The organism is Bradyrhizobium sp. U87765 SZCCT0048 (assembly GCF_018131225.1).
Classification (GTDB): domain Bacteria; phylum Pseudomonadota; class Alphaproteobacteria; order Rhizobiales; family Xanthobacteraceae; genus Bradyrhizobium_A.
This window is the reverse complement of sequence record NZ_JAFCMM010000005.1, coordinates 1-26,743: the sequence shown is the minus strand read 5'-3', so window position 1 is coordinate 26,743 and position 26,743 is coordinate 1. Positions and strand designations below refer to the sequence as shown.

The 26,743-nt window shown below is 66.6% G+C and carries 24 protein-coding genes and 1 tRNA gene; 13 read left to right on the top strand and 12 right to left on the bottom strand.

What is annotated here, in order from left to right; genetic code table 11:
* The first annotated feature begins 37 nt into the window (after positions 1-37).
* The 4 genes from JQ639_RS26880 (at position 38) to JQ639_RS26865 (ending at position 4,013) form a co-directional block, all read left to right on the top strand.
* Complete coding sequence (locus JQ639_RS26880; protein WP_211962248.1) at positions 38-904, top strand: alpha/beta fold hydrolase; 867 nt, start codon at positions 38-40, stop codon at positions 902-904.
* Positions 904-1,758: an IclR family transcriptional regulator gene (locus tag JQ639_RS26875; RefSeq protein ID WP_211962247.1), complete on the top strand. Its 855-nt coding sequence runs from the start codon at positions 904-906 to the stop codon at positions 1,756-1,758. The genes JQ639_RS26880 and JQ639_RS26875 overlap by 1 nt, the downstream gene beginning before the upstream one ends.
* Positions 1,759-1,876: 118 nt before the next feature.
* Positions 1,877-2,692, top strand: coding sequence for an aspartate dehydrogenase (locus JQ639_RS26870; RefSeq protein WP_211962246.1), 816 nt, complete (start codon positions 1,877-1,879; stop codon positions 2,690-2,692).
* Positions 2,693-2,762: 70 nt separating this feature from the next.
* Positions 2,763-4,013 carry an MFS transporter gene (locus tag JQ639_RS26865; protein WP_211962245.1) on the top strand — a complete coding sequence of 417 codons (1,251 nt, stop codon included), beginning with the start codon at positions 2,763-2,765 and terminating at the stop codon, positions 4,011-4,013.
* A 78-nt stretch (positions 4,014-4,091) separates the two neighbouring features.
* Here JQ639_RS26865 and scpA read toward each other — a convergent pair whose 3' ends face one another.
* Positions 4,092-6,239: a methylmalonyl-CoA mutase gene (gene scpA / locus JQ639_RS26860; protein ID WP_211962244.1), complete on the bottom strand. Its 2,148-nt coding sequence runs from the start codon at positions 6,237-6,239 to the stop codon at positions 4,092-4,094.
* 94 nt (positions 6,240-6,333) lie between these two features.
* Positions 6,334-8,349 (bottom strand): acetyl-CoA carboxylase biotin carboxylase subunit, encoded by a 2,016-nt coding sequence (locus JQ639_RS26855; RefSeq protein ID WP_211990941.1) that lies wholly within the window; start codon positions 8,347-8,349, stop codon positions 6,334-6,336.
* Between the two features lie 139 nt (positions 8,350-8,488).
* Between JQ639_RS26855 and JQ639_RS26850 the strand changes: the two genes are divergently transcribed.
* Positions 8,489-10,315 (top strand): alkaline phosphatase family protein, encoded by a 1,827-nt coding sequence (locus tag JQ639_RS26850; RefSeq protein WP_211969819.1) that lies wholly within the window; start codon positions 8,489-8,491, stop codon positions 10,313-10,315.
* 123 nt (positions 10,316-10,438) lie between these two features.
* Here JQ639_RS26850 and JQ639_RS26845 read toward each other — a convergent pair whose 3' ends face one another.
* Positions 10,439-11,026: a hypothetical protein gene (locus JQ639_RS26845; RefSeq protein ID WP_211969818.1), complete on the bottom strand. Its 588-nt coding sequence runs from the start codon at positions 11,024-11,026 to the stop codon at positions 10,439-10,441.
* A 381-nt stretch (positions 11,027-11,407) separates the two neighbouring features.
* Between JQ639_RS26845 and JQ639_RS26840 the strand changes: the two genes are divergently transcribed.
* Positions 11,408-12,067, top strand: a complete 660-nt coding sequence (locus JQ639_RS26840; protein WP_211969817.1) for a peroxiredoxin — start codon at positions 11,408-11,410, stop codon at positions 12,065-12,067.
* Between the two features lie 59 nt (positions 12,068-12,126).
* Here JQ639_RS26840 and JQ639_RS26835 read toward each other — a convergent pair whose 3' ends face one another.
* Entirely contained in the window at positions 12,127-12,525 is a 399-nt protein-coding gene (locus tag JQ639_RS26835; RefSeq protein ID WP_211969816.1) for a DUF2177 family protein, read from the bottom strand.
* Between the two features lie 139 nt (positions 12,526-12,664).
* Here JQ639_RS26835 and JQ639_RS26830 point away from each other — a divergent pair, with 139 nt between their 5' ends.
* A complete protein-coding gene (locus JQ639_RS26830) occupies positions 12,665-14,128 on the top strand; it encodes a cryptochrome/photolyase family protein (RefSeq protein WP_249123589.1) in 1,464 nt (487 codons plus the stop codon).
* A 37-nt stretch (positions 14,129-14,165) separates the two neighbouring features.
* Here the strand turns inward: JQ639_RS26830 and JQ639_RS26825 are convergent, their stop codons facing one another.
* Positions 14,166-14,753 carry a hypothetical protein gene (locus tag JQ639_RS26825; protein ID WP_211969814.1) on the bottom strand — a complete coding sequence of 196 codons (588 nt, stop codon included), beginning with the start codon at positions 14,751-14,753 and terminating at the stop codon, positions 14,166-14,168.
* Positions 14,754-14,848: 95 nt separating this feature from the next.
* The gene (locus JQ639_RS26820) at positions 14,849-15,715 is read right to left on the bottom strand and encodes a DMT family transporter (protein ID WP_249123588.1); all 867 of its coding nucleotides are present in this window, start codon (positions 15,713-15,715) and stop codon (positions 14,849-14,851) included.
* 165 nt (positions 15,716-15,880) lie between these two features.
* Between JQ639_RS26820 and JQ639_RS26815 the strand changes: the two genes are divergently transcribed.
* Positions 15,881-17,008, top strand: coding sequence for an S-(hydroxymethyl)glutathione dehydrogenase/class III alcohol dehydrogenase (locus tag JQ639_RS26815; protein WP_211969812.1), 1,128 nt, complete (start codon positions 15,881-15,883; stop codon positions 17,006-17,008).
* A 160-nt stretch (positions 17,009-17,168) separates the two neighbouring features.
* Positions 17,169-18,080 (top strand): PhzF family phenazine biosynthesis protein, encoded by a 912-nt coding sequence (locus JQ639_RS26810; RefSeq protein ID WP_211969811.1) that lies wholly within the window; start codon positions 17,169-17,171, stop codon positions 18,078-18,080.
* A 39-nt stretch (positions 18,081-18,119) separates the two neighbouring features.
* On the opposite strand, the gene JQ639_RS26805 is transcribed toward JQ639_RS26810, so the two are convergent.
* The 5 genes from JQ639_RS26805 to JQ639_RS26785 all read right to left on the bottom strand — a co-directional run bounded on the left by JQ639_RS26805 (position 18,120) and on the right by JQ639_RS26785 (position 23,831).
* Positions 18,120-18,560, bottom strand: a complete 441-nt coding sequence (locus JQ639_RS26805) for a hypothetical protein (protein ID WP_211969810.1) — start codon at positions 18,558-18,560, stop codon at positions 18,120-18,122.
* Between the two features lie 321 nt (positions 18,561-18,881).
* On the bottom strand, positions 18,882-19,937 hold the full coding sequence (locus JQ639_RS26800) for an alpha/beta fold hydrolase (RefSeq protein WP_211969809.1): 1,056 nt from the start codon (positions 19,935-19,937) through the stop codon (positions 18,882-18,884).
* A 29-nt stretch (positions 19,938-19,966) separates the two neighbouring features.
* The gene (locus JQ639_RS26795) at positions 19,967-21,595 is read right to left on the bottom strand and encodes a flavin-containing monooxygenase (RefSeq protein WP_211969808.1); all 1,629 of its coding nucleotides are present in this window, start codon (positions 21,593-21,595) and stop codon (positions 19,967-19,969) included.
* A gap of 197 nt (positions 21,596-21,792) precedes the next feature.
* On the bottom strand, positions 21,793-22,695 hold the full coding sequence (locus tag JQ639_RS26790; protein WP_211969807.1) for a helix-turn-helix domain-containing protein: 903 nt from the start codon (positions 22,693-22,695) through the stop codon (positions 21,793-21,795).
* A gap of 209 nt (positions 22,696-22,904) precedes the next feature.
* Positions 22,905-23,831 (bottom strand): LysR family transcriptional regulator, encoded by a 927-nt coding sequence (locus JQ639_RS26785; RefSeq protein WP_211969806.1) that lies wholly within the window; start codon positions 23,829-23,831, stop codon positions 22,905-22,907.
* Positions 23,832-23,939: 108 nt separating this feature from the next.
* On the opposite strand from JQ639_RS26785, the gene JQ639_RS26780 reads away from it, so the two are divergent.
* From JQ639_RS26780 to JQ639_RS26765, 4 genes are all read left to right on the top strand, one after another.
* Positions 23,940-24,323 carry a nuclear transport factor 2 family protein gene (locus JQ639_RS26780; protein ID WP_211969805.1) on the top strand — a complete coding sequence of 128 codons (384 nt, stop codon included), beginning with the start codon at positions 23,940-23,942 and terminating at the stop codon, positions 24,321-24,323.
* 30 nt (positions 24,324-24,353) lie between these two features.
* Complete coding sequence (locus tag JQ639_RS26775; RefSeq protein ID WP_211969804.1) at positions 24,354-25,001, top strand: hydrolase; 648 nt, start codon at positions 24,354-24,356, stop codon at positions 24,999-25,001.
* 2 nt (positions 25,002-25,003) lie between these two features.
* Positions 25,004-26,197, top strand: a complete 1,194-nt coding sequence (locus JQ639_RS26770; protein ID WP_211969803.1) for an amino acid ABC transporter substrate-binding protein — start codon at positions 25,004-25,006, stop codon at positions 26,195-26,197.
* A 142-nt stretch (positions 26,198-26,339) separates the two neighbouring features.
* A tRNA-Arg gene (locus tag JQ639_RS26765) sits at positions 26,340-26,416 on the top strand.
* Between the two features lie 93 nt (positions 26,417-26,509).
* Here the strand turns inward: JQ639_RS26765 and JQ639_RS26760 are convergent.
* The coding region (locus JQ639_RS26760; protein WP_211990939.1) for a hypothetical protein at positions 26,510-26,743 on the bottom strand (234 nt) is incomplete at its 5' end.

Below are 26,743 nucleotides of genomic sequence, written 5' to 3'. Positions count from 1 at the left end.
TAGAACATTGTGTTCATATTTGAACAGAAAGTTTCACATGGTGCCACCCACGGACCCTGACGTCGCATCCCGTGCGCATGACGGCCTCACACGACGCCGCGTCGGCGATATCGACGTGCTGGTCCGCCCTGGCGCCGGCACGGCCCGCCCGCTGGTTCTGCTGCATGGCATCGGCAGCCGCAGCTTCTCGTTCGCACCGCTGATGCAGGCGCTCGATTCCACGCGCACGGTGATCGCATGGGACGCGCCGGGCTATGGCGACAGCCGGCCGCTCGTGACAGCGACACCGGTGGCTACCGACTACGCGAGCGCCGTGCTGGCGCTACTCGATGCTCTCGCCCTGACACAGGTCGACCTGCTCGGCCATTCGCTGGGCACGCTGATCGCCGCCCATGTCGCGGCGACGACGCCGCAGCGGGTGGGGCGGCTGGCGCTGCTGTCGCCGACACTCGGCTATGGTATCGCGCCCGGCGAAGCGCTGCCGCCGGCCGTCGCCGTGCGGCCGGCGGAGCTCGCAGAGCTCGGCGGTCAATCCTTCGCCGCCAGGCGCGGCGCGCGACTGGTGCATGATCCCGATCGCAAGCAGGACGCAACGCGCGCCGTGATCGCGGCGATGGCCACCATGACGCTGCCCGGCTACGCCCAGGCCGCCCACCTGCTCGGCTCCGGGCGGCTGCTCGACGATGTCGCGCGGCTCGCATGCCCGACGCTGGTCGCAGTCGGCGCCGAAGACGTGGTGACGCCGCCGGACATCGCCCGCCGCGTCGCCGCCGCGCTGCCGCGGCAGACCGCCGTGGCACCCGATGCGGTGCTGTTCGCGGGCTGCGGCCATGCCCTCTATCTCGAGGAGCCGGCGGCCGTCGCTGCGCGGCTCGATCGTCATTTCAGCGAGGAGCGCATCTGATGGCGCGGAAGCCGAAGACCACCGGCGCGGCGAAGCGCAGCGACACGCCGGCCTACGGCATCCCTGCCGTCGACAGGGCGATCAAGCTGCTGCACCACATTTCCGAAGGCGAATCCGTCGCCAATCTCAGCCACACCGCAGCCGCGCTGCGCATCAACCGCACGACCTTGATGCGCCTGATCGCCTCGCTTGAGGCCGGCCGCTTCATCGAGAAGAAGCCCTACGGGCCCGGCTACCAGATCGGCCCCGGCCTGATCGGCGTCGCGGCGCAGACCTTCCTGTCGCGCGACCTCAACCAGACCGCACTGCCCTATCTGATCACCCTGTCCGAAGAGTTCGGCCTCTCCACCCATCTCGGCATCCTCGAGGGCCGCGACGTGCTCTACCTGCTGCGGCAGGTGCCGCACGTGTTCCGCGCCAGCGCCGTGCGCGTCGGCTCGCGGCTGCCGGCGCATGCCACCAGCATGGGCCGCATCATGCTGGCCTATCTCTCCGAGGCTGAGCTGCGCGCCCTGTTCGACGGCGCCGCGCTGGAGGCGGCCACCACACAGACCGTGACGACCATCGACGATCTCGTCGCCGAGACCCGTGCCGCACGCCAGGCCGGGCTGGCCTGGAGCCACTCGTCCTACGAGGCCGGCATCGATTCCTGCGCCGCGCCGATCTTCGACCACAGCGGCCTCGTCGTCGCTGCGATCAACATGACCGGCCCGGACAGTGCGTTCGCCACCCAGGGCGGCAAACGCACCCGCATCGGCGAGGCGCTGCGCCGCGCCGCGCTCAACATCTCCGAACGCCTCGGCTACGTGCCGCCGGCCGAGCCGCGCGCCGCGCAACGAGGCACGACCGCATGACCTGCATCGCCGGCCACAGCGCCCTCTTCCACCCATTGCCGCGCCAACTGCCGGGTCTCAGCGCCATCGCACCCGAGGGCCGCCGCTACAGCGACGCCGGCGCCGCCGGAGGCGCATCATGAAGCTCGGCCTGATCGGCTACGGAACCATCGCGACCGAGCTGCTGGCGACACTGCAGCGCGCGGCGCCCGCGCCATTCACACGCCTGGTATGTCTCGCACGGCCCGACGGCGCGGCGCGCGCCGCCGCCTTGCTGGACCGCCATGCCGATCTCGCGCGCGAACACGGCGTGGTCCATGCCGCTGACGAGCTCGCGGGGCTCGATCTCGTCGTCGAATGTGCCGGGCAGGCCGCGCTCGCGGCGCACGGCCCGGCCGTGCTCGCCGGCGGCGCCGATCTGGTGATCGCCTCGGTCGGCGCCCTCGCCGACGACGGCTTCCATGCGGCCTTGCGCGCAGCGGCGCAGCGCGGCAATGCCCGTATCCATCTGCCCGCAGGCGCGGTCGGCGGCATCGATGCGCTGAAGGCGGCGCAGCTCGCCGGTCTCGATGACGTGCTGTACCGCGGCCGCAAGCCGCCCGCCGCGTGGAAGGGCTCGCCGGCGGAGGGTCTGCTCAACCTCGACGCCTTGCGCGACGCCCGCGTGTTCTTTTCCGGCAGCGCCCGCGAGGCGGCGCGCAGCTACCCGAAGAACGCCAATGTCGCCGCGATCGTCGCGCTCGCCGGTCTCGGCTTCGACGCGACCCGCGTCGAACTCGCCGCCGATCCGGCGATCGCGCGCAACGTCCATGAGATCGAATTCCGCTCGCGCGCCGGCACGGTGGCGATCCGGATCGAGAATGCACCGGCGCCGGACAATCCCCGGACATCGCTCGGCACCGCCCACAGCCTCGCCCGCGCGGTTCTGAACGCGACAGCGCCGCTGGTGATCTGAACAACAACGACAGGTGAGGATGGCGCCCCGCGCCACACGACAACAACGCGTAGGAGTGGAGACTGTGCAGATGAAACGGTGGCTTGGCGTGATCGTGCTGATGCTCGTGGTGAGCATCGCCTACATGGACCGCATCAACGTGTCCCTGATGATCACCAACAAGGACTTCCTGCTCACGCTGGGCCTCGAGGGCGATCGCATCGCACAGGGGCGGCTGATGTCGCTGTTCCTGTTCGGCTACGGCCTCTCGGCCTGGTTCCTGACGCCGCTGTTCGAGGCGCGCTGGAGCGTGCGCGCGAGCCTGCTGATCAGCCTCGTGCTGTGGACCGCGTTCACCGGCGCGTCGGCGCTGACCACCAGCGTGGTGCTGTTCCTGAGCTGGCGCTTCCTGCTCGGCAGCGCCGAGGGGCCGCTGTTCTCGCTCAAGACCATGTATGTCAAGGAGCACTTCGCCCCGCATGAAGTGGGCAAGCCCAACGCGGTGAGCTCGCTCGGCGTCAGCATCGGGCTCGGCGCCGGCTACTCCATCCTCAGCTTTCTGATCCAGCACTTCGGCTGGCGCGATTCGTTCTGGGCACTGGCCGCGCTCAACGTCCTGATCGGCGTGCCCCTGGTGGCACTGTTCATCCAGGCGCCGAAGGCGACAACCGCACGCGCCGCCGGACCGAAGCCCGCGGCGATGTCGCTGATGCTGGCGGCACTGCGCACGCCGCATCTGTTCTGGATCCTGATCATCGAGATCTGCACGCTGAGCTACCTGTGGGGCGCCAGCACCTGGCTGCCATCTTATCTCAAGGAAGCCCGGCACTTCTCCCTCGCCGAGATGAGCGTGTTCGCCGGCCTGCCGTTCATCGTCGGGATCGTCGCCGGGGTCGTCGGCGGCTCGTTTGTCGACATGCTTCCGCGCCACCGCGCGCCGCTGGCGTTCGTTGTCGGCGGCATCATCACCGCCATCTTCGTCACCCTGGCGATCGTCGCCGAGAACCCCTATGTCGCCGCCACCGCGCTGATCCTCGCCGGCGCCGGCTGGGGCTTCCAGGCACCGGCGATCCCGACACTGGTGCAGCATGTCGCGCGCGAAGGCACCGTCGGCAGCACCTATGGCGTCGTCAACGGCGTCGGCAATCTCGTCTCGGCGCTGATGCCGATGGTCATGGGCGCAGCGATGATGGCCGGCAAGACCGAGAACCTCGGCCAGGGCTTCTGGCTGCTCGTCGGCACCCAGCTGCTGACTGTCGTCGCCGGCGCTGCGCTGCTATGGCGGCTCGGCAGGCGCCTGCCGGCCGCGACGGCCGCGCCACTGAGCCAGTCGCCTGCGTAACGGCCGCGGCACGACAAACGACCGGCGCGATGGCAAGCGCGCCGGTCAGGAACGAATGGCCGAAACGATTGGCGCGGCTCAGGCCGGGCGGTTACTGCGCCGGCCCTCGATAAGATCGAGGATCGCCCGCGCCGCTTCCAGCACGTTGGTGCCGGGGCCGAACACCGCGGCGACGCCGTTGTTGTACAACTCCTCATAGTCCTGCCGCGGCACCACGCCGCCGCACACCACGATGACATGGCTCGCGCCGGCCGCCTTCAGCTCGGCCACCACCTGCGGCACCAGCGTCTTGTGGCCGGCGGCGAGCGACGACACGCCGAGCACATGGACCTTCGAGCGCACCGCCAGCGCCGCCGCTTCCGCCGGCGTCTGGAACAGCGGGCCTGCGATCACCTCGAAGCCGATGTCGCCGAACGCCGATGCGATCACCTTGGCACCACGGTCATGGCCGTCCTGGCCGAGCTTGGCCACCATGATCTTCGGCTGGCCGCCGATGGCGCGGGCGACCTCGTCGACGCGGCTGACGAGGTTGGAGAACTCGGGATCGTCGCCATAGGCGTTGCTGTAGACATTGGACACCACCGCCGGCACCGCCTCGTGGTCGCCGAACGTCCGGCGCATGGCGTCGGACATCTCGCCGACAGTAGCCCGGGCGCGCGCCGCGACCGTCGCCGCTTCCAGCAGGTTGCCCTCGCCGGTGCGCGCGACCTCGGCCAGCGCCTGCAGCGCGGCCGCGACCCGCTGGGGATCCCGCGTCCGCTTGATGTCGTCCAGCCGCCTGATCTGGGCGGCGCGCACGGTGGAGTTGTCGATCTCCAGAATGTCGATGGGATCTTCCTGCTCGAGGCGGAAGCGATTGACGCCGACGATCACCTGGTCGCCGCGGTCGACCGCCGCCTGCCGGCGCGTCGCCGATTCCTCGATCAGGCGCTTGGGCCAGCCGGTGGCGATGGCCTGCGCCATGCCGCCCATGCCCTCGACCTGCTCCATCAGCGCCCACGCTTCCTTGGCAAGATCGTCGGTCAGCTTTTCGACATAGTAGGAGCCCGCGAGAGGATCGACGACGTCGGTAACGCCGGTCTCGTGCTGCAGGATGAGCTGGGTGTTGCGGGCGATGCGCGCCGAAAAATCGGTCGGCAGCGCGATCGCCTCGTCGAACGAGTTGGTGTGCAGCGACTGCGTGCCGCCGAGCACCGCGGCGAGTGCCTCGTACGCCGTGCGCACGATGTTGTTGTAGGGGTCCTGCTCCTGCAGCGACACGCCCGATGTCTGGCAGTGGGTGCGCAGCATCAGCGACGATGATTTCTGCGGCTGGAACTCGGCCATCACCCGTGCCCAGATCAGCCGCGCGGCGCGCAGCTTCGCCGCCTCCATGAAGAAGTTCATGCCAATGGCGAAGAAGAACGACAACCGCCCGGCGAAGTCGTCGACATTGAGCCCCTTGGCGAGCGCGGCACGGACGTATTCACGGCCGTCGGCGAGCGTGAAAGCCAGTTCCTGCACCAGCGTCGCGCCGGCCTCCTGCATGTGATAGCCGGAGATCGAGATCGAATTGAAGCGCGGCATGTGCTGTGCGGTGTAGGCAATGATGTCGGCGACGATCCGCATCGACGCCTGCGGCGGATAGATGTAAGTGTTGCGGACCATGAACTCCTTGAGGATGTCGTTTTGGATGGTCCCCGACAGCGCTTTCGTCGGAACGCCCTGCTCCTCGCCGGCAACGATGAAGGTCGCCAGGATCGGGATCACCGCGCCGTTCATGGTCATCGACACCGAGGTGTCGCCGAGCGGGATGCCGTCGAACAGGATCTTCATGTCCTCGACGGAATCGATGGCGACGCCGGCCTTGCCGACATCGCCGACGACCCGCGGATGATCGGAATCGTAGCCGCGATGGGTGGCGAGGTCGAAGGCCACCGACAGGCCCTTCTGTCCGGCCGCCAGCGCAGAGCGATAGAATGCGTTCGACGCCTCGGCAGTGGAAAAGCCGGCATATTGCCGGATGGTCCAGGGACGCCCGGCATACATCGTCGCGCGGGGGCCGCGCACGAACGGCCATGAACCCGGCAGCGACGCCAGATGGGCGATGCCATCGAGGTCTGACGCCGTATAGACCGGCTTGATGGCGATGTTCTCGGGCGTCTGACGCACCAGCTTGCCCGGATCGGCCTTGAGTTCGCCTTCCGCGATCTTCTTCCACTCGTCAGGAAAAGCTGTTGTCGTCATCTTGGGTCTCGCTTGCTCCGGGAGAAGAGATCCCGCCGACGTCGGCCTGGGGGGAGGCCGACGCCGACGGGCAGTGCGGTTCAGGCGGCCTCAGTCACGCGAACTCGAGGATCAGGGCATCGACCGCGAGCGTCGCGCCTGGCTTGGCGTGGATCGCCTTGACCGTGCCGTCGCGCTCGGCGCGCAGCACGTTCTGCATCTTCATCGCCTCGACCACCGCCAGCGTCTCGCCGGCCTTGACCTCCTGGCCCTCCGCAACATCGATCGAGATCACGAGGCCCGGCATCGGACACAGCAGCTTCTTGCCGGTGTCGGCCGCCGTCACCACCGGCATCAACCGCGCGGCATTGGCCTCGCTCTCGGTGAACACGCTGACGGCGACTTCATAGCCCTCGTGCGCGAGGCGGAAGCCGTTCGGGATCGGCCGCACCTGCACCGCGATCGCGGCACCGTCGATGGTGCCGTGCCACACGCCCTCGCCCGGCTTCCAGGTCGACACCAGATGATGCGGCGCGCCGGCCTCGCCGCCCGCCTCGACGAAGCGCACCGCGACGGCCTCGCCGTCACGCGCGACATCGAGCGCGATCTCCCAGCGGTTCAGCCACACCGCGCGGCGGCGCTCACGCGTCACGGGACGGCCGTTCATCTGGCCGGAGATCTGGCGCTTGCGCTCGCCCAGCACATGGTCAATCGCCGCCCCCACCGCGGCAATGCGACGGGCGACATCGCCCTCGGGCTCGCGCGCCGCAAAGCCTTGCGGAAACTCCTCGGCGATGAAGCCGGTCGACAGTTCGCCCTTGCGCCAGCGCGGATGGTTCATCAGCGCCGACAGGAACGGCACGTTGTGGCGGATGCCGTCGATGTAGAACGCATCCAGCGCCGCCGACTGCGCCTCGATCGCCGCGATGCGCGACGGCCCGTGGGTGATCAGCTTGGCGATCATCGGATCGTAGAAGATCGAGATCTCGCCGCCCTCCTCGACGCCGGTGTCGTTGCGCACGGTGATGCCGTCGCGGCTGACTTCCGCCGGCGGGCGGTACTTCACGAGGCGGCCGATCGACGGCAGGAAGTTGCGGAACGGATCCTCGGCATAGACACGCGATTCCACCGCCCAGCCCTTTATGACCACGTCGCCCTGTTTGATCGCCAGTTCCTCGCCGGCGGCGACGCGGATCATCTGTTCGACAAGGTCGATGCCGGTGACGAGCTCGGTCACCGGATGCTCGACCTGCAGGCGGGTGTTCATCTCCAGGAAATAGAAGCTCTTGTCCTGGCCGGCGACGAACTCGACCGTGCCGGCGGAGTCGTAGTTGACGGCTTTTGCCAGAGCGACTGCCTGTTCGCCCATCCGGCGGCGCGTCGCTTCATCGAGCAGCGGCGACGGCGCTTCCTCGATCACCTTCTGGTTGCGGCGCTGCACCGAGCATTCGCGCTCGCCGAGATAGATGACGTTGCCGTGCTTGTCGCCGAGCACCTGGATCTCGATGTGGCGGGGATCGACAATGAATTTTTCGATGAACACGCGGTCGTCGCCGAACGACGCCTTGGCTTCGGCGCGCGCCAGCTTGAATCCTTCCGCCACTTCCGCACGGCTGTGGGCGATGCGCATGCCCTTGCCGCCACCGCCGGCGGAAGCCTTGATCATCACGGGATAGCCGATCTCGTCGGCGATGCGCACGGCGTGGACATCGTCCTCGATGACCCCGAGATAACCCGGCACCGTCGAGACCTTGGCCTTGGCGGCGGCCTTCTTGGATTCGATCTTGTCGCCCATCGCGGCGATGGCGCCGGGATTGGGGCCGATGAACGTCACGCCGGCATCGGCCAGCGCCCGCGGAAACGCCTCGCGCTCGGACAGAAAGCCGTAGCCGGGATGCACCGCCTCGGCGCCCGTCCTGCGGCAGGCCTCGACGATCCTGTCGATCAGGAGATAGCTCTCGGCCGCCGGCGGCGGACCGATCAGGATGGCTTCATCCGCCATCTCGACATGCACCGCATTGCGGTCGGCTTCCGAATACACCGCCACCGTCGCGATTCCCATGCGGCGGGCGGTCTTGATCACACGGCAGGCGATCTCGCCACGGTTGGCGATCAGGATTTTCTTGAACATGCGCTCGTTTCTTCCAGTCCACGCCTGTGGACAGCGGCGGGGTTCAGTTGGCAATCTGGCACGGCGGCGAGCCTGTAACAATTCCGTCGTACAGCAATCCTATACCTTGAAAGCCCTTCAATCGGAAAAGAGATTTTTGATGCGCCCGTTGATCACGGCCCTGTCCGCAGGGCTCCTGGCGGTGTCCACGCATGCGGCCCTCGCACAGACCAGCCAGCCACGCAACATCATCCTGTTCGTTCCGGACGGCCTGCGCGCCCTCAAGGTGACGCCGGAAACAGCCCCGACCATGGCGGCGATCCGCGACAAGGGCATCAACTTCACCAACTCGCACTCGCTGTTTCCGACCTTCACGATGCCGAACGCGTCGGGCCTGTCGAGCGGCCACTATCTCGGCGACACCGGCATCTTCAGCAACACCATCAACACCGGCTATCCCGTGGGCCCCGCCAACGGCAGCGTGACGCCGTTCATCGAGAACGATCCCGTGCTCGGCGACATCGACGATCACTTCGGCGGCAATTACCTCAACGAGGAGACCATCCTCAAGCTCGCGCGCGACAAGGGCTACAGCACCGCCGCGGTCGGCAAGCTCGGCCCGACGCTGATGTTCGATCACAACGAGCGCACCGGCAAGACCATCATTCTCGACGACCAGACCGGCAGCCCCGCGGGCGTGCCGCTCACCGACGACATCAAGAAGGCGCTGACCGACGCGGGCCTGCCGACATCGGCGCCCTCGCGCGGCGACAACGGCAAGGCCGGCGATTTCAAGACCGCCGGCACCACCACCGCCAACGTCACCCAGGGCAAGTTCTTCGCCGATGCGGTGACCAAGGTGATCCTGCCGGCGTTCAAGGCGCGCAACAAGCCGTTCATCATCGTGCTGTGGTCGCGCGACCCCGACGGCTCGCAGCACAACCAGGGCGACAGCCTCAACAGCGTGACGCCGGGCATCAACGGCCCGACCTCGCTCGCGGCGATCAAGAACGCCGACGACAATCTCGGCCAGGTGCGCCAGGCGCTGAAGGACCTCGGCCTCGAGGCGAACACCAACATCATCGTCTCCGCCGATCACGGCTTCTCGACCATCTCCAAGGAGAGCGCGACGAGCCCCGCGGCGAAGGGCAACTATCCCGACGTCAAGGAAGGCTTCTTGCCGCCGGGTTTTGTTGCGCTCGATCTTGCGAAGGCGCTCGACCTGCCGCTCGCCGATCCCGACAGCAAGAATGCGGTCGTCGCCGCCAACAGCTATCCGCGGCTCGGCAACGGCCTGATCGGCAAGGACGCCGCCAAGCCTGACGTCGTCGTCGCCGCCAACGGCGGCTCCGACCTGATTTACTTGCCGAAGAGCGACCGCAAGCTCGCCCGCCGCGTCGTCGATGCCCTGCTGGCCCAGGACTATGTCAGCGGCATCTTCGTCAACGACGAACTGGCGCCGATCCACGGCACGCTGCGGCTGTCGGCGATCGGCCTCAAGGGCAATGCCCTGACGCCGCATCCGTCGATCGTGGTGAACTTCCGGTCGTACTCCACCGGCTGCGACCAGCCAGTGCTGTGCACCGTCGAGATCGCCGACACGCGGCTGCAGCAGGGCCAGGGCATGCACGGCAACTTCGCGCGCTCCGACACCCAGAACTTCATGGCGGCGATCGGTCCCGACTTCAAAACCGGTTACGTCAACGCCCTGCCCGTCAGCAACGCCGATGTCGGCATGACCATCGCCCGCATCCTCGACCTCAAGAGCGCGCCGAAGGGCAAGCTGGTGGGGCGCGTGATGACCGAGACCATGCCCAACGGCTCCACGCCGAAGGCCTACGCCGGCACGCTGACCTCGCCGGCGAGTTCCAACGGCCTGCGCACGGTGCTGAAATTCCAGCGCGTGCAGGAACAGCGCTACTTCGACGTCGCCGGCTTCCCCGGCCGCACCGTTGGCCTCGAAGCCGACAAGAGCGCCGGGCGCTGAGCAGCGGCGCCCATCACGCCCCACAACCAAAAAGCCCCGGTTCGAAGAACCGGGGCTTTTTTGATGTTGTTTTCGACGACCTGGACGACCAGCCGGCGGCGGGGGCGAGCCGCCTGGCGATCCTCACATGCTGAAGTCGAGCATGCCCGGCAGCGCCTGCGCCAGCGGCAGCGTGGTGGCGGCGCCGATCAGCGCGGTGACGACCGCGAGCAGCTTGCGGTTGTTGCGACGCTTGCCGCGCATCTGGGCGGCGATCCACTCCAGCACCTCGATGTTGACGCCGACCGCCGTGGTGGGCGCCCAGCTCTCGATCGCGGTCTCCGGCGACAGCGCCACGGCGCGCGCCGGCACCGGCAGGCCCGAGGCGGACGCGGCGTGGTGCACGATCGCCTTGGCAAAGAGGTCGTCGAAGCGGCCCTCGTCCATGCGCTCGGTGGCGGCATCGTTGATCTCGAACAGCACCTCGGCCTCGGCGCGGCTGACCGGCTGGCTGTCGAGCGCCTTCGAGGTCAGGATACGGTTGCACCAGGTGTAGTCCCCGGTATCCAGCGACCGGGAAAAATGGACGCGTCCGGCAGCGGTGGGCCCCTCTCCGGTCAGCACGCCGTCGCGCACGACAGCCAGGGCCTGCGCTGCGTCGGCGCGGTCCACGATCGGCGAGGTTTCGATGGTGCGGATGAGGTCGGTCAGGGTTCCGGCGGCGGCAGTCATGACAGTTCTCGGCATTTCTGTTTGGTTGGTTCAGGCCTTGATTTTCCACGCGGCCGTGAATCAAAAGTTAACGAAACGTGTTTGTGAACACTTCAATTCGACGGGTTGCAGATTGGTCGCAGTCCGGCCGGCCAGGGTTCATCTCCGGCCGGTGACGCTATCCCAAGGCGGCCCGGCGCAGTTGGGGCGCGGGTGAGGAGAAATCAGGGCACCGGACACGGTTTTCTGAACAAATAGTCATCTCCGCCAATGCCGATCGGCAGCACAACGGTGCTGGCCGGGACGCCCGCCGGGCAATGATCTTGTCCTTTGCACAGCCCCTGTTCCGCAGCCGCGCAAGCAGGCTTATACCTGCCGCGGAGCAGTTCACAGGAGGCGGACATGACACTGCAAATTGGCGCCGTTGCGCCGGACTTCGAAGCCGAGACCACCGATGGCCGGATCAAGTTTCACGACTGGATCGGCGACAGCTGGGCGCTGCTGTTCTCGCACCCCAAGGACTTCACCCCGGTCTGCACCACCGAGCTCGGCACGCTGGCGCGCCTGAAGGGGGAATTCGACAAGCGCGGCGTCAAGCTGCTCGGCCTCAGCGTCGACCCCGTCACCAAGCACGCGCTGTGGGCCGAGGACATCCGCGAGACCCAGGGCGCGGCGCCGAACTACCCGATGGTCGGCGACACCGACCTCGTGGTGTCGAAGCTCTACAACATGCTGCCGGCCAGCACGACCGGTGACGCCAACAACCGCACCGCAGCCGACAACGCCACCGTGCGCACGGTGTTCGTCATCGGCCCGGACAAGAAGGTGAAGCTCGCGCTGGCCTATCCGATGACCACCGGCCGCAACTTCGACGAGATCCTGCGGGTGATCGATTCCCTGCAGCTCACCGCCAAGCATCGCGTCGCCACCCCCGCCAACTGGAAGCAGGGCGAGGACGTCATCATCGCCGGCTCGGTGAGCGACGATGAAGCCAAGACGATCTATCCCGACGGCTGGAAGGCGCCGAAGCCCTACATCCGCATCGTGCCGCAGCCGAAGTAAGCCGGGCCGCACGACGACAATCACAAGGGGCCGCTCGCAGCGGCCCCTTTTTCGTGCCGTCAGTTTCGCGACGTCAGGGCATTGGCGACGAGGACACTCGCACTCGACGACAGCGCGGTCGCAACCATACCCCAGCCAATGTCGAGGACGGCGACAGGCCAGCTCCAGTGCCTCAGCAGCGCCAGCGCCGTGAGATCGAAGGTCGCGTAGCAAAACAGGCCGAACAGCGCACCGCGCTGCAATGTGGTGGCGACGCCATTCGCCGCGCCGCTGACAAAGACGACAACGCCGGCGGCATACAGCAGATAGAACAGCACCGCGGGCAGCGGACGAACCGTGCCGAGCATGTCGCCGACCTCGGCGACGAAGAAGCTCTTGGCGACAACGCCGAGGAACAGGATATCGAGGGGCACCAGCACCGCGACGGTCGCAAGATACAGCGTGATGGTGCGCTTCATGGTTCGTTCCCCCCGCGGCGGATTGCCGACACATATACGACGAACCGTCGTTCGGGTTTCAGTGCATCTGCATGATTTGCACATTGCTTTTTGCCCCTTGCTCTCCCACCCTGCCGGCCCACGAACGGATTGGCTGCCCTTGGCTTCCCCTGACGCTTCCCCCACCCTGGTCTGGTTTCGCGACGACCTGCGCCTGTCCGACAACGCCGCGCTGTCGGCCGCGGCCGCGCGTGGCGCGCCGGTGGTCGGCCTCTACGTGCTCGACGAGACCAGCGCCGCGCTCAATCCGCCACAGGCCCGCCCTCTCGGCGGCGCGGCGCGCTGGTGGCTGGCACAGTCGCTGAGGAGCCTCGCCGCGAGCCTTGCGGCGCAGGGCGTACCGCTGGTGTTGCGCCGTGGTCGCGCGGCGGAGGTGGTACCGGCGGTCGCCCGCGAAACGGGCGCGGCAGAGGTGTTCTGGAACGAGATCGACATCGCCCCTGTCGCGCGGGTCGCCGGCGATGTCGGCGATGCGCTCGCGCAGGCCGGTCTCACCTGGAAAAGCTTTCGCGGCGATCTGCTGGTGCGCCCGGCCGACGTGCGGACCAAGGAAGGCCGCGGCCTGAAGGTGTTCACACCATTCTGGAACCGGGTTCTCGGCCGCGGCGAAGCGCCGCGCCCGCTGCCGGTCCCCGCGCTGATCCCGCCCCTCACCCGTCCCGCCCGCGACGACCTCGCCCGCTGGGATCTCGAGCCGACACGACCGGACTGGGCCGGCGGCCTGCGCGAGACCTGGACCGTCGGCGAAGCGGCGGCGCAGGCGCGCCTGAACCATTTTCTCGACGATGCCATCGCGGGGTACGCGAGCGAGCGTGACCGGCCGGACCGTCCCGCGACCTCGGGCCTGTCGCCGCATCTGCGTTTCGGCGAGATCAGCCCGCGCCAGGTCTGGCATGCCGCGCGCTTTGCCGCCGCGGAGCGGCCGGCGATCGGGCGCGACGTCGACAAGTTCCTCAGCGAACTCGGCTGGCGCGAGTTCTGCCGTCACTTGCTGTACGACCATGTCGATCTCGCCGCGCGCAACATCCAGGCCTCGTTCGATGCCTTTCCCTGGCGCAGCGACCCGGCCGCGCTCGCGGCGTGGCAACGCGGCCGCACCGGCTACCCCATCGTCGACGCCGGCATGCGCGAACTCTGGCACACCGGCGTGATGCACAACCGCGTGCGCATGGTGGTGGCCTCGTTCCTGTGCAAGCACCTGCTGATCGACTGGCGCGCCGGAGAGGCCTGGTTCTGGGACACGCTGGTCGACGCCGACCCCGGCAGCAATCCGGCGAACTGGCAGTGGGTCGCCGGCTGTGGCGCCGACGCCGCGCCCTACTTCCGGATCTTCAACCCGGTGCTGCAGGGCGAGAAGTTCGATCCCGACGGGGTCTATGTCACGAGGTGGGTGCCGGAACTGGCGCAATTGCCGCGCAAGCTGATCCATCAGCCGTGGAACGCAACGCCGCTGGAGCTGGCGAGCGCGGGTGTGCGGCTCGGCGACACCTATCCCGAGCCGATCGTCGACCACCCTGCCGCACGCGCTCGCGCGCTCGCGGCCTACGCCAAAACGCGCGATTGACGCGGCAACGTCCGCGCGGCAGCTGTGCCCGCAGCCGTCAGTTCAGCGTCTCGAAATGGCGGACGATCCAGCTCGTCTGGTAGATCAATGCGCCGATCGCGAACAGCGCGTGGAATCTGCGGTTCGGCGTGATCATGGCGACGCCGCAGAGCACGAAATAGGCCGCGGTGCGGATGAAATACTCCAGCCCGAAAAGATCGATATGTCCGGGCCCCTTCACCACCGTGTCGGCGAGATCGAAGATGAAGGTCAGCGCGAGCAGCCCGAAGAACCAGCGGCGGCGCGAGATGAAGTACTCCTCGTAGCCGCTGTATTCCTTGATGTCGTCGGGAAACAGCAGCGTGCACAGCAGGTAGAGGACGAGCGTGTAGCCGAACAGCACAAGATAGATCTCGACCGTCCAATGCTTGATGGCGGACAGCCAGAACTCCCACCACCAGAAGTGCACCAGCGACATCAGCATGATCGCCACCCAGCACAGATGGATCCAGGAGATCTTCAGCGCGGTCGGATGCTGGACGAAACGGGAAGCGCCGTTGAGCAGACGCGCGATGCTGAGGCCGATGACCACGCCCATGATGATACGGACGTGAAGAAAGATCTCCCAGGTCAGATTGGCCGGCATGGTCGTCCCCCGGGGTTTGCTCCCCGACTCGTTGCGATTCGCCGCAACAATGACGCAGTTGCCGGGAAAGCGGAAGGGAGCGGCGCTGGTCCGGATCAGCGCGCCGAAGCGCGGTTGACGATCACCACGCCGACGGCGCACAGCAGCATGCCGGCGAGCGAGATGGCATCGAGGCGTTCGTCGAACAGCAGGAAGGCGAACACCGCGGTCACGGCCGGGACCAGATAGAACAGGCTCGCCATCTGCGTCGCGCCGGAGCGGCGGATCAGCCAGTACAGCAGCGCGATCGAGCCGACCGACAGCACCAGGGTCGACCATGCCGCGGCCAGCACGAACTGCGCGTGCCAGTGAATGGTGCGGTCCTCGAACAGCAGCGCGCCGATGCCGAAACAGACACCCGCCGCGGCGTACTGCACGATGTTGCCCGTGCGCCAGTCGATCTGGCCGGAGAAGCGCTTCTGGTACAGCGTGCCGAGCGTGATGCCGATCAGCGACGCCACCGAGGCCACCATGCCCCAGCCCGCCTGCCCGGACAGCGAACGGTTGTGCAGGACCAGCAGGACGCCGACGAGCCCCAGGAGCAGACCGCACCATTGCAGCGGCGTCACGCGCTCGCCGAGGAAACGGCTGGCCAGTGTCGAGGTCAGAATCGGTTGCAGCCCGGGAATCAGGGCCGATAGCCCGGCCGGGATCGAGTGACCGATGGCGAGCGTCACGCCGGCGAGATAGACGCCGTGCACCAGCAGGCCGGCAACCGCACTGTGCAGGATCTGGCGGCCGCGCGGCCAGCGCGCCCCGGTCAAGCCGACGATGACCAGCAGAAGACAGATCGTGATCGTCATCCGCAGCGTCAGCCACGTCAGCGGCTCCGCCCCGCTCAGGGCGAGCTTGGTCGCAATGAAGCCGGTGCTCCACAGCACCACAAACAATGCCGGCGCCGCTCTCACGGCGAAATTTGTCATCGCAGGCTTCATGATGTTGCACTGATTGCCTTATGATGCGATGGCCTGCAATCTGAAATCACGCAGGTCCGCCCGGGCGAAAACGCAGACCCCGGGCGGAGTTGCGCCAGACTGTCACACGTGGACAGTCTCAAGTCGCCACCACCAGCTTCGCAAGGAAACGCCATGGACGTTCGTGCCGCCATTGCCATCGCCGCCGGGAAACCGCTCGAGGTCACCACCGTTCAGCTCGAAGGACCGCGCGCGGGCGAAGTGCTGGTCGAGATCAAGGCGACCGGCGTCTGCCACACCGACGAATTCACCCTGTCCGGCGCCGATCCCGAGGGCCTGTTCCCGGCCATCCTCGGCCATGAGGGCGCGGGCGTCGTGGTCGATGTCGGCCCCGGCGTCACCAGCCTCCGGAAGGGCGACCATGTCATTCCGCTGTACACGCCGGAATGCCGCCAGTGCCCGTCGTGCCTGTCGCGCAAGACCAACCTGTGCACCGCGATCCGCGCCACCCAGGGCCAGGGCCTGATGCCCGACGGCACCTCGCGCTTCTCGTTCGAGGGCAAGCCGGTGCACCACTACATGGGCACCTCGACCTTCGCCAACTACACGGTGCTGCCGGAGATCGCGCTCGCCAAGATCCGCGAGGACGCCCCCTTCGACAAGGTCTGCTACATCGGCTGCGGCGTCACCACCGGCATCGGCGCGGTGATCAACACCGCCAGGGTCGAGCCCGGCGCCAAGGCGATCGTGTTCGGCCTCGGCGGCATCGGTCTCAACGTGCTGCAGGGCCTGCGCCTTGCCGGCGCCGACATGATCATCGGTGTCGACCTCAACAACGACCGCAAGGCGTGGGGAGAGCGCTTCGGCATGACGCATTTCGTCAACCCGAAGGAGGTCGGCAAGGATCTCGTCGCCCATCTCGTCAACATGACGAAGACGCCCGCCGACCAGATCGGCGGCGCCGACTACACCTTCGACTGCACCGGCAATGTCACGGTGATGCGCCAGGCGCTCGAAGCCTGCCATCGCGGCTGGGGCCAGTCGATTGTCATCGGCGTGGCGCCCGCCGGCGCCGAGATCGCGACGCGCCCGTTCCAGCTGGTCACCGGCCGGACGTGGAAGGGCACGGCGTTCGGCGGCGCCCGCGGCCGCACCGACGTGCCGAAGATCGTCGACTGGTACATGCAGGGCAAGATCGAGATCGATCCGATGATCACCCACGTGATGCCGCTCAGCGACATCAACAAGGCGTTCGACCTGATGCACAAGGGTGAATCGATCCGCAGCGTCGTCACGTTCTGACGACGCGGCACGCGCCGAATGCACCGAAGGCAATGTCCATCTTGCAGCGGGCGCGGCGTACGCCCATGTTGACCGGGTGGCGGCGCCGCCGATGCGCAGCCACCCGCAACATCTCCGCGGGGTGAGCCACGGGCTCATCCCCCTTTCCAGGCGACGTTCGATGAACCTCAGCTTCACCACCGTCGATGTGTTCACCACGACGCAGTTCGGTGGCAACCCGCTCGCCGTGGTGCGCGACGACGCCGGCGCCCTTACGACCGAGCAGATGCAGGCCATCGCCGCCGAGTTCAACCTGTCGGAAACCGCCTTCGTGCGCCCGCCGAAAGACGCCGCGCACACCGCCGAAGTGCGCATCTTCACACCACGCTTCGAGATGCCGTTCGCCGGCCATCCCAATGTCGGCACCGCGTTCGTGCTGGGACGCGCCGGCGAAGCCTGCGGCCGGCCGATCCGCGGCGACCGGCTGGTGTTCGAGGAACAGGCCGGCCTCGTCGCCATCGACCTGCTGCGCGACGGCACGGATGTCGCCGGCGCCCGTGTCGCCGCGCCGCAGCCGCTGTCGCTCGGCAAGCGGATCGCGCCGGAGACCATCGCGGCCGCGTGCACCCTGCCGCCGGACGCGATCGCGCTCGATCGTCACATGCCCTGCATCGCCTCCTGCGGCGCCCGGTTCATCCTCGCCGAGGTGAAGGATCGCTCGGTGCTGGCCGCGGCAACGCCACGCACCGACATGTTCAGCCGCCACTTCGCCGCCGAGAGCACCAACAGCGTGATGCTCTACACCCGCGTCGACGAAGGCCATGTCAGCATCCGCTGCCGGATGTTCGCGCCGCTGCACGGCATTGCCGAGGATCCGGCGACCGGCTCGGCCGGCGTCGCCCTCGTCGGCCTGCTGGCGCAGTTGCGCCCCGAAGCCGACCTCACGCTCGACCTCACCATCCTGCAGGGCGTCGAGATGGGACGGCCGAGCCGGCTCGAGGCCCGTGCAGTCAAGCGCGGCGGCACCGTCACGGACACCGCGATCGGCGGCCGCTGCGTGCCGGTGATGGACGGCGTGCTGAAGCTGTCCTAGGACGTCAGGAAATCGTCGGGCGTGAGGCGCCGCGCCCGCTCAGAAATCTTCCGGACAGGGATCGACGATCTTCCAGAGCTCGGAGCCGTTCTTGATCTTCTTCATCTCCGGCGTGAGACCGCCGTTGCGGCGGATCCAGTCCTTCACCGTGTTCGGATAGTAGGACATCAGGTCCGAGGTGCCTTCATAGCTCGTCACCTTGATGCCGAAGGTGAAGGCCTTGTCGTAGTAGGCCTGGTGGAAGCCGAGGCTGGCGCGGGGCGTGACGCAGATCTTGTTCATCGGCACGATGCCGAACACCAGCGTGCAGGCCGAATTGCAGATGCCGTCGATGATGACGCGCTGGCCGGTCCGGCGGATGTTCTCGTACTTCGCCTTGTACTCCTCGACATAGCCGCCGTGGTCGCGCGTGATGTGCAGATCCGCACGGGCACTGGTCACGGCGAACAACGAGAGCAGCAAGACGACGATGAAGCGCATGGGCAATTTCGGCTGGGAAATGTGATGCGGCCTGGGACCCCGAACGGGTCGGACCATCGTTCAAGAGTCTGGCGGGAGTGTGTTTGAATTTCGTTAAGCATAACGCCGCGGGCTATCGCCTTGATTGCCAGATAAGCATTTGAAAAAACATGAAGAAATGACCGGAACGGCATCCGCCATGGTCACCGGACCGCGTTAATTTGCCGGGCATGCGCATGGCGCCGCCGGCGAATCGAACGCCGGCGGGCCGAATGAGAACTGAAGGGGTTGCCCCGGGCGTCCTTTCGGTGGTGGGCGGGTCGGATCGCACCCACCGCCGTGTCAGCCCACCGGCGTCGCCAGCAGCTCGCTCAGATGGGCGTCCAGCTGCGCCAGCAATTCCGGATCCACACCGAACAGGCCGAGGTGGCCAGCGATGCTCTTCAGCGGCCGGAACTCGCTGCCACGGATCAAACGCTGCTCGGCCTCGCAATCGCCGGGCGGAAAGAACATGTCGTGGCTGATCGGCATCACATAGGTCTTCGCCCTGATGCGACCGAGCGCGGCGGCGAGATCGCCGCCGGCATGCCGGCTGACGTCGCCGCGCTGCCACTTCCAGGCCATCGCGATCAGATTGTTGGGATCCATCGGCGCAAAATAGCCGGTCATGAAGGTGTCGACGAAGCTCTGCACCGAGTCGAAGCCGAGCGCCTTGTGGCGATCGGCGCGAAAGAAATCCGTGCTCCATCCCATCACGGTCCACAGCCGGGCATGGCGCTTCAATCCCGCGGCGACATCGGCTGATGTCGCGTAACGGCCGGCGCGAAAGCCGGGATCGGACGTGATCGCCTCGATGAGCGTGTCGGCGAACAGGAAGTCATGCTCGGTATTGCGCGCCGTTCCGGCGATCGCCGCCGCCCGCCTGACGAAATCGGGGTAGCGTACGGCCCATTCGTAAGTCTGCTGTGCGCCCATCGAGCCGCCGACGACCAGCGCAAGGCTTTCGAGACCGAACTTCTCGGTCAGCAGACGGTGCTGCGCGCGGACATCGTCACCGATGCGCACTTTCGGGAAGTCAGGGCCGCCCTGCCCTGCGCCAGCGTTGTGCGGCGAGGTCGACAGCCCGTTGCCGATCTGGTTGACGACGATGATGAAGTACTTCGCCGGATCGAGCGCACGGCCGTTGCCGATATACACCTGCTCCATGATCTTGCTCGTTCCCGAATACCAGGTCGGAACGAGGATCGCGTTGTCTTTCGCCGCGTTCAGCGTGCCGTGGGTCGCGACCGCGAGCTGGCAGCCAGGGAGCGCGCCGCCATCTTCCAGCTCGAGCGTGCCGATGTCGCAGAGCTCAAAGGGGCCGTGACCGTCCTGTCCGTAGTAGCTATTGGTGCTCATGAGCGTGTCCTCTCTCTTCTTGATTGTTGTCAGGTCATCCGGAAGCCGGGATAGCCGCCGGCGGCGAGCTCGTCGCACTGGCGGTGATAGGCGCCAGCACCGCCGATATAGGACAGGAGACGCCGCGGCTTGCCGTCGACGTTCGAGCCCATGTACCAGGAGTCCGTTTTCACCACGAGCGTCGCCGCCGCCGTCTCGTCGTGATGCCGAACCCAGCGATCCTCGAAGTCTTCTGTGGGCTCGATGACGCGCTTGCCGGCGTTGCGCGCATAGCCGATGCAATCGCTGATCCAGTCGACCTGCTGCTGCAGGCAGGTCGGCATGTTGCACAGCGCGGCCGACGGCGCGAGCGGCGCGCCGGTGGTGAACAGGTTGGGATAGCCGTGGACCTGCAGCCCCATCGAGGTGCGGATCTCGCGCTGCCATTGCTCCCTGAGCGAACGGTTGCCGCGGCCGCGGATGTCGATGCGGCTGAGCGCGCCTGATCCGGCATCGAAGCCGACGGCGAGGATGATGACATCGGCTTCGTGCACGGTGCCGTCGGACGTCTGGATGCCCTCAGGCACGATGCGCTCGATCGGCGTGCGGCGGCAGTTCACGCCCACCACATTGTCCTGCAGATAGACCTCGAGATATTTAGTCTCCAGGGGCACGCGGTGCGTGCCGAAGCCGTAGTCGGCCTGGGTCGGGATCAGGAGATCGCACAACGCAGGATCGCCGTGTAGGCGCTGGCGCATCTTGTCGCGCACGAACTCGGACACCACCGCATTGACCGCCTCGTCGAAGAACATCTCGGGGAATGTCGCCAGCCACACCGACAGCGAGCCGTCGTTCCAGTAGGTCTCCAGAACCTGCGTGCGCTCGCCCGGCGTCAGCTCCGCCCAGGGGCGGTTCTCGAAATCATAGTTGAATCCGGCGAAGGTCGCGCGCACACGCGTCCTGAGCTGCTGGAATTGGCCGCTCCAGCGATCCCAGTCGGCCTGGGCGTACTTCGGATTCTTCATCGGCACCACGTATTGCGGCGTCCGCACGAACACCGTCATCGACCCGACCTCGGGCGCGATGGTCTGGATCACCTGGATGCCGGTGGCGCCGGTGCCGACGACGGCGACGCGCTTGCCTTTGAGATCGATCCCCTCCTTCGGCCACAGGCCGGTGTGGGTGATCTGGCCGCGGAACGTCGACTGCCCTGGAAAACGTTCGTTGAGCGGCGCGGACAGCATGCCGCAGCACGCCAGCAGATACTGCGTATCGATGCGCTCGCCGTCACTGGTCACGACATCCCATCGGCCGTCGTCCTCGCGATAGTGCGCCGATGCGATCCGGGTGTCGAAGCGGATGTCCTTTTTGAGGTCGAGACGATCGGCGACGAAGTTCAGCCATTGCTCGGTCTCGGGTTGCGCCGGAAAACGCTCGCTCGGCGTCCATGCCTTGTAGAGCTCTTCGGAGAACCAGTACTGGTAGACCTCGACCTCCGAGTCGAACCGCGCGCCGGGATAGCGATTCCAGTACCAGGTGCCGCCGACGCCGGAGCCGGCCTCATAGGCGCGGACGTTCAACCCCATCTCGCGCATCCGATGCAGTTGATAGAGCCCGGCTATGCCAGCGCCGATGACGACCGCATCGAGCACGGTCGCCGTCTGTGCTTGTCGTGTCATTGTTTCCTCTCCAGCGTTTTGTCCGGTGGCCGCGTTCGGCGGCTCACGTCATGCGTGTGGAGAGGACGCTAGCGAAAATACCGCCGCGGCGGCGTCTGTCGGCTTGGACGATTCCGGCTTTGCTTTGAACGAAAGCCTCGATGGCGAGCATGCCCGGCGCACGTCAAAGGCGTCGCGCGGAAAGAGACCTGCCGGTGTCAGACGAGCGGCGAGATCTCGCGGGCCTGACGGCGATACTCGGCCGGCGTCATGTTCAGATGCTGGCGGAACACGCGGTTGAGATGGCTCTGGTCGGAGAAGCCGCACAGGCGCGCGATCTCCTTGAGCACCTGCCGATCCCTGCGCAGGTACAGGCAGGCGCGCTCGACCTTGCGCTTGAGCACATAAGCATGTGGCCGCATGCCGTAATGGGCGTAGAACTTGCGCGCGAACTGCACCGGCGTGCAGTTGCAGATGCTGGCGAGGTCGTCGAGCGTGATGTTGCGATCGATGTTGTGCGCGATGTAGTCCTCGATCAGGCGAGCATGCGCCGGCCGGAAGCGGCCCTGCGCGCATGGCGCCCTGAACTGCACGGCAGCGTATTTTCGCAGGATGTGCACGCTCGCCTGCAACGCCAGCGCGTCGTAGCACAGCCGGCCGCCCGGCCCGCCGGTTGCGACCTCCTCGATCATCCGGTCGCTGATCCAGCTGAGCACGGGATCGTCGGCGCGCAACAGATCGTGCAGCTCGATGGCGCCGACGTCCTGATCGAACAGCTCGTTCGCCGTGCGCGTCATCAGCGCCGGCGCGATATAGAGATGGCAGACCTCGATCGCGTCCTTCCAGCACCAGTTCGACGCCTCGGCGCGGGTCATCAGCGTCGCGATGCCACGGCCGACGTTCTCCTGCTTCCACGGGCCGGTCATGCGCCGGCTCATCGGCGTCGCACCCTCGCGGTAGATCACAGCAATGAAGCTGTCGGCCGGCGGCACCGAAATGTCGGACGCGCCATAGCGGAAGATTCGCAGCCGGAAGTCGCTCCGGCCGACGGTGGCACTGTCCAGCGTGAGATCGCCGGGCGCGTAGCGCGGCAACTCGTCGACCGTGATCAGCTGGCCCATCGCACGAGTCCCTCCCTGGAAATCGATCCCGCGATTTTGGTTTTATTGGCCGCAGCAGTTGATCACGCTAGGTCGGTTTCGGCGGCCTGCCAAGCGACCTTTGTCGCGTTCCCGGCCGGGACACACCCCGCCGCCGGTTCCGTTCAAGGAAATGTCGGTTTTGTCCAAGTGCCCCAGCCTGGCCGATCGCCAGCGCCAGTGTCACCGGGTCATCCCGCCGCTGAAAAGCGTTGCGCCAGGTTCTGTTCGCGGAACACTGCGGTCATGTGGTCGACGAACGCACGGGTCTTGGCGGGCAGCAGTTTACGACTAGCGAAATAGAGGGAGATCGCGCCGAGATCGGAATACCAGTCAGGCAACAGGCGCAGCAGCGCGCCGCTGTCCAGATGCCGCTCCACGAAGGGCATCGCAATCATGGCCACCCCCAGGCCCATCAGGGCTGCACGGCAAATCGCCTCGGGATCGTTGGCCACCATGCGCGCCTTGTGCTCCAGCATCGCTTCGGCCCCCTCGCGGTGACGCAGTCTCCAGATACGCATACGACCGGTTTGAGCCGAGCGCATGGAGATGCCTTCGAACCCGGCCAGCTCGTGAGGTTGCCGCGGCAGTTGGCGGCCTCGCAGATAGTCCGGCGAAGCGACCGCAACGATATGCAGCGGCGCCAAGCGCTGCGCCACCACGCCAGGCGCGAGCTCCATGCCGCCACCGATCGCGGCGTCGAAGCCCTCACCGATCAGATCGACCTGGCGATTCTCGAAGCTCCAGTCCATCTGGACGTCAGGATAGCGTTCCATGAAGGCCGGCAGGAACGGCAGCACATGGTCGAGGCCGAAGGTCAGCGCCACGCTCACTTTCAGCACACCGGCAGGCTTGCCTGAATGCGTCCTCAGGTCGGCGATGGCCGACTGGATGGTTTCCACGCCATCGGTAACCGACGCAAGGAAACGATCGCCGTCTTCGGTCAGGTTGAGGCTGCGGCTGCTGCGCTGGAACAGGCGAATGCCGAGGTTGCGCTCCAGCATGGCGACGTTGCGGCTGACGGCGGCTGGCGTCACCCCCAACCGCCGCGCCGCAGCGGAAAAGCTGCCGCACTCCGCACTCCGGATGAAGGATTCCAGGTTAGCCAGTGTTTCCATACCGCCATCTTAAACAGATCATTGAAGTTACTTCTACTCATCAATGACTAATACGAACAGACCTAGCGCCCTTATTGTCCCGCAACGCCCCCAGACAAGGCCGCTGCAATGTCCACCTCAACGGAATCTTCCCCCGACTACGACCGGCTGATGCGCGCCAATCTCGCCCGCGTGTTCAGCGAACGCGATGCTGGGCGGCGCATCGCGGCGATCCGCGAACTCTATGCCGAAGACGCCGTGCTCCATGAGCCGGATCACTCGGCAACAGGGCCTGCGGCGATCGACGCAGCCGTGTCCGCGTTGCTCTCGCGCCTGCCGCCGGACTACGCCTTCACCGCGAGTGGCCCCGCCATCGGCCATCACGGCGTCGGCCGGCTGCGCTGGCAGGCGGGGCCGCCGAACGGCCCGGTCGCCGCCGCCGGCATGGACATCGCCCACATCCAGGACGGCCGTATCCATTCCCTCCACGTTTTTCTCGAACCTGCCGCCTGAACCGTATCGGCATTCCATAAGGAGCTTTTTGTGCCCAAGACCGGTCTCGATGCCCTGCTGCGCCCCGAAGACAGCATTCTCGTGCTGATCGACCACCAGCCGTATCAGTTCGCCAATCTGAACAGCCACGAACCGACGATGATCATCAACAACGTCATCGGCCTTGCGAAGACCGCCAAGGTCTTCAACGTGCCGACGATCCTCACCACTGTCCTCGCGGAACGCGGCGGACATCTGATCAAGGGGCTGCAGGACGTCTTCCCGGAGCAGACGCCGATCGACCGCACGTTCATCAATACTTGGCAGGACACGAACGTCACCGACGTGATCAAAAGGAGCGGCCGCAAGCAGATCGTGCTGGCGGCGCTCTGGAGCGAGATCTGCCTGGCGATGCCGGCCATCCAGGCGCTCGGCGAAGGCTATGATGTCTTCATCGTCACCGATGCGTCAGGCGGGGTGTCGATGGAAGCGCATGACATGGCCGTGCGTCGCATGGTTCAGGCCGGCGCCGTGCCGCTCACCTGGCTGGCGGTGCTCGGTGAATGGCAACGCGACTGGGCGCGCGAGGCGACGGCTGCCGGTGTCGGCGGCGTCATTATCGAGCACGGCGGGGCCAGCGGCGTCGCGCTCGCCTGGGAAATGCAGCTTCTCGCTACCGGCGCCAAAGCGGGCGCCTGATCATGCAGTCCCCTGCGGCGCCCATCCGTATCGGCTATTGCCTGTCGCTGACGGGCCCGCTCGCAGGCAACAGTCGCTCTGCGCAACTCGCCCATGATATCTGGCGCGAGGACATCAACAAACGGGGCGGCCTGCTCGGCCGGCCCGTCGAATTTGTCTGCCACGACGATCAGGCGGAGGGATCGCGTGTACCCGGCCTCTACAAGCGGCTGATCGACGAGGATAAGGCCGATCTGGTCATCGGCGGCTACGGCACCAACACCATCCTGCCGGCGATGCCGGTAATCATCGAGCGGCGGCGTTTCTTCGTCGGCTTGATGGGCCTTGGCGTCAACAGCACGCTCGCCTATCCGAACTACTTTGCAATGATTCCCACAGGACCCGATCCGAACGCAGCCCTCACCGAAGGCTTCTTCGCACTGGCCGCCGGGCAGACGCCGCGGCCGACGACGGTGGCGCTCCTATCAGCCGATGCCGAGTTTTCCAGAAACCCCATTGCCGGGGCCAAGGCGAATGCCGCCAAGCACAGGTTCACGATTGTCCACGAGGCCACTTATCCACTGACGACCAAGGACTTCGCGCCTGTCGTCGACGCCGTCGCGGCAAGCCGCTGCGACTTGCTGTTTCTCTGCTCCTACCTCAACGATTCGGTCAGCCTGGTGCGCGCCATCCGCGCGCACCTGTTCCGGCCGAAGATGGTCGGTGCGGCGATGATCGGTCCGCAGAACACTGCGGTCAAAGCGGTGCTTGGCTCGCTGCTGAACGGTTTCGTGAACTACGAATACTGGGCTCCGGTCCCTCGAATGATGTTTCCGGGAGTCCAGGATCTTCTGGAGATTTATCAGGCGCGCGCCAGCGACGCTGGCATCGATCCTCTCGGGCACTACATGGCACCACTGGCCTATGCCCAGATGCAGGTCGTCGCGCAGGCAGTCGAGGCAACCGGCAGCTTCGACGACGCCAGTCTTTCGGCCTACACACGGGATGCCGTGTTCGAAACCGTCATGGGAGCCGTCCGCTTCGGGGCAAACGGCGAATGGCAGGAGCCCCGGGTGCTGCAGGTCCAGTTCCAGGGGATTGCCGGACACGACGTCGACCAGTTCCGCAACGGATCGCGGCAGGTCGTGGTGTCGCCCCCGGGCTATGCCTCAGGCGCGCTACGCTTTCCTTATGCGGACGCGCTTTCAACCGAATGAAGCGCGCGTTCCGATCGTGCTCAGCAGGGAGTGCAATCGGCCAGAAGAGACGATCGACGCGGCTCGCCGTGGGCCGCTGCAAAGGCACACGGACCCGAACGACTTGCCTTTCGACCCGGTCTCCCCTAGTGGAAGCGGGCGCGCGCTCGTAGCTCAGCTGGATAGAGCATCGGATTTCGATTCCGAGGGTCGGGAGTTCGAATCTCTCCGAGCGCGCCAGCGAAATCAGCCACTTAGCTTAATCCTGCAGAGGTTCCGCCGGGGAGGTCCCGACGGAAATCCCGAATGTGCGCCACGTCGCGCAGGCGCGCCCTACAGCCGCCCCTCCTCCGTCAGCCGCTGGCGCTGTGCGTCGGAGAGCTGGCCAGCACCGACCACCTGCACGGCGCTGTCGGAGTTGTAGGTCTGCTCGTCGTCCTTGCGTTGCCGCGCGCCCTCCGCGGGAGCGGCCCCCTCGCCGCCACCGCCATAGCCGAGCACCTCGACCATGATGATCGACGGCTGGCCGCTCTGCGACTGGGCCGGCATCGGCGCCTGCTGGTTCGC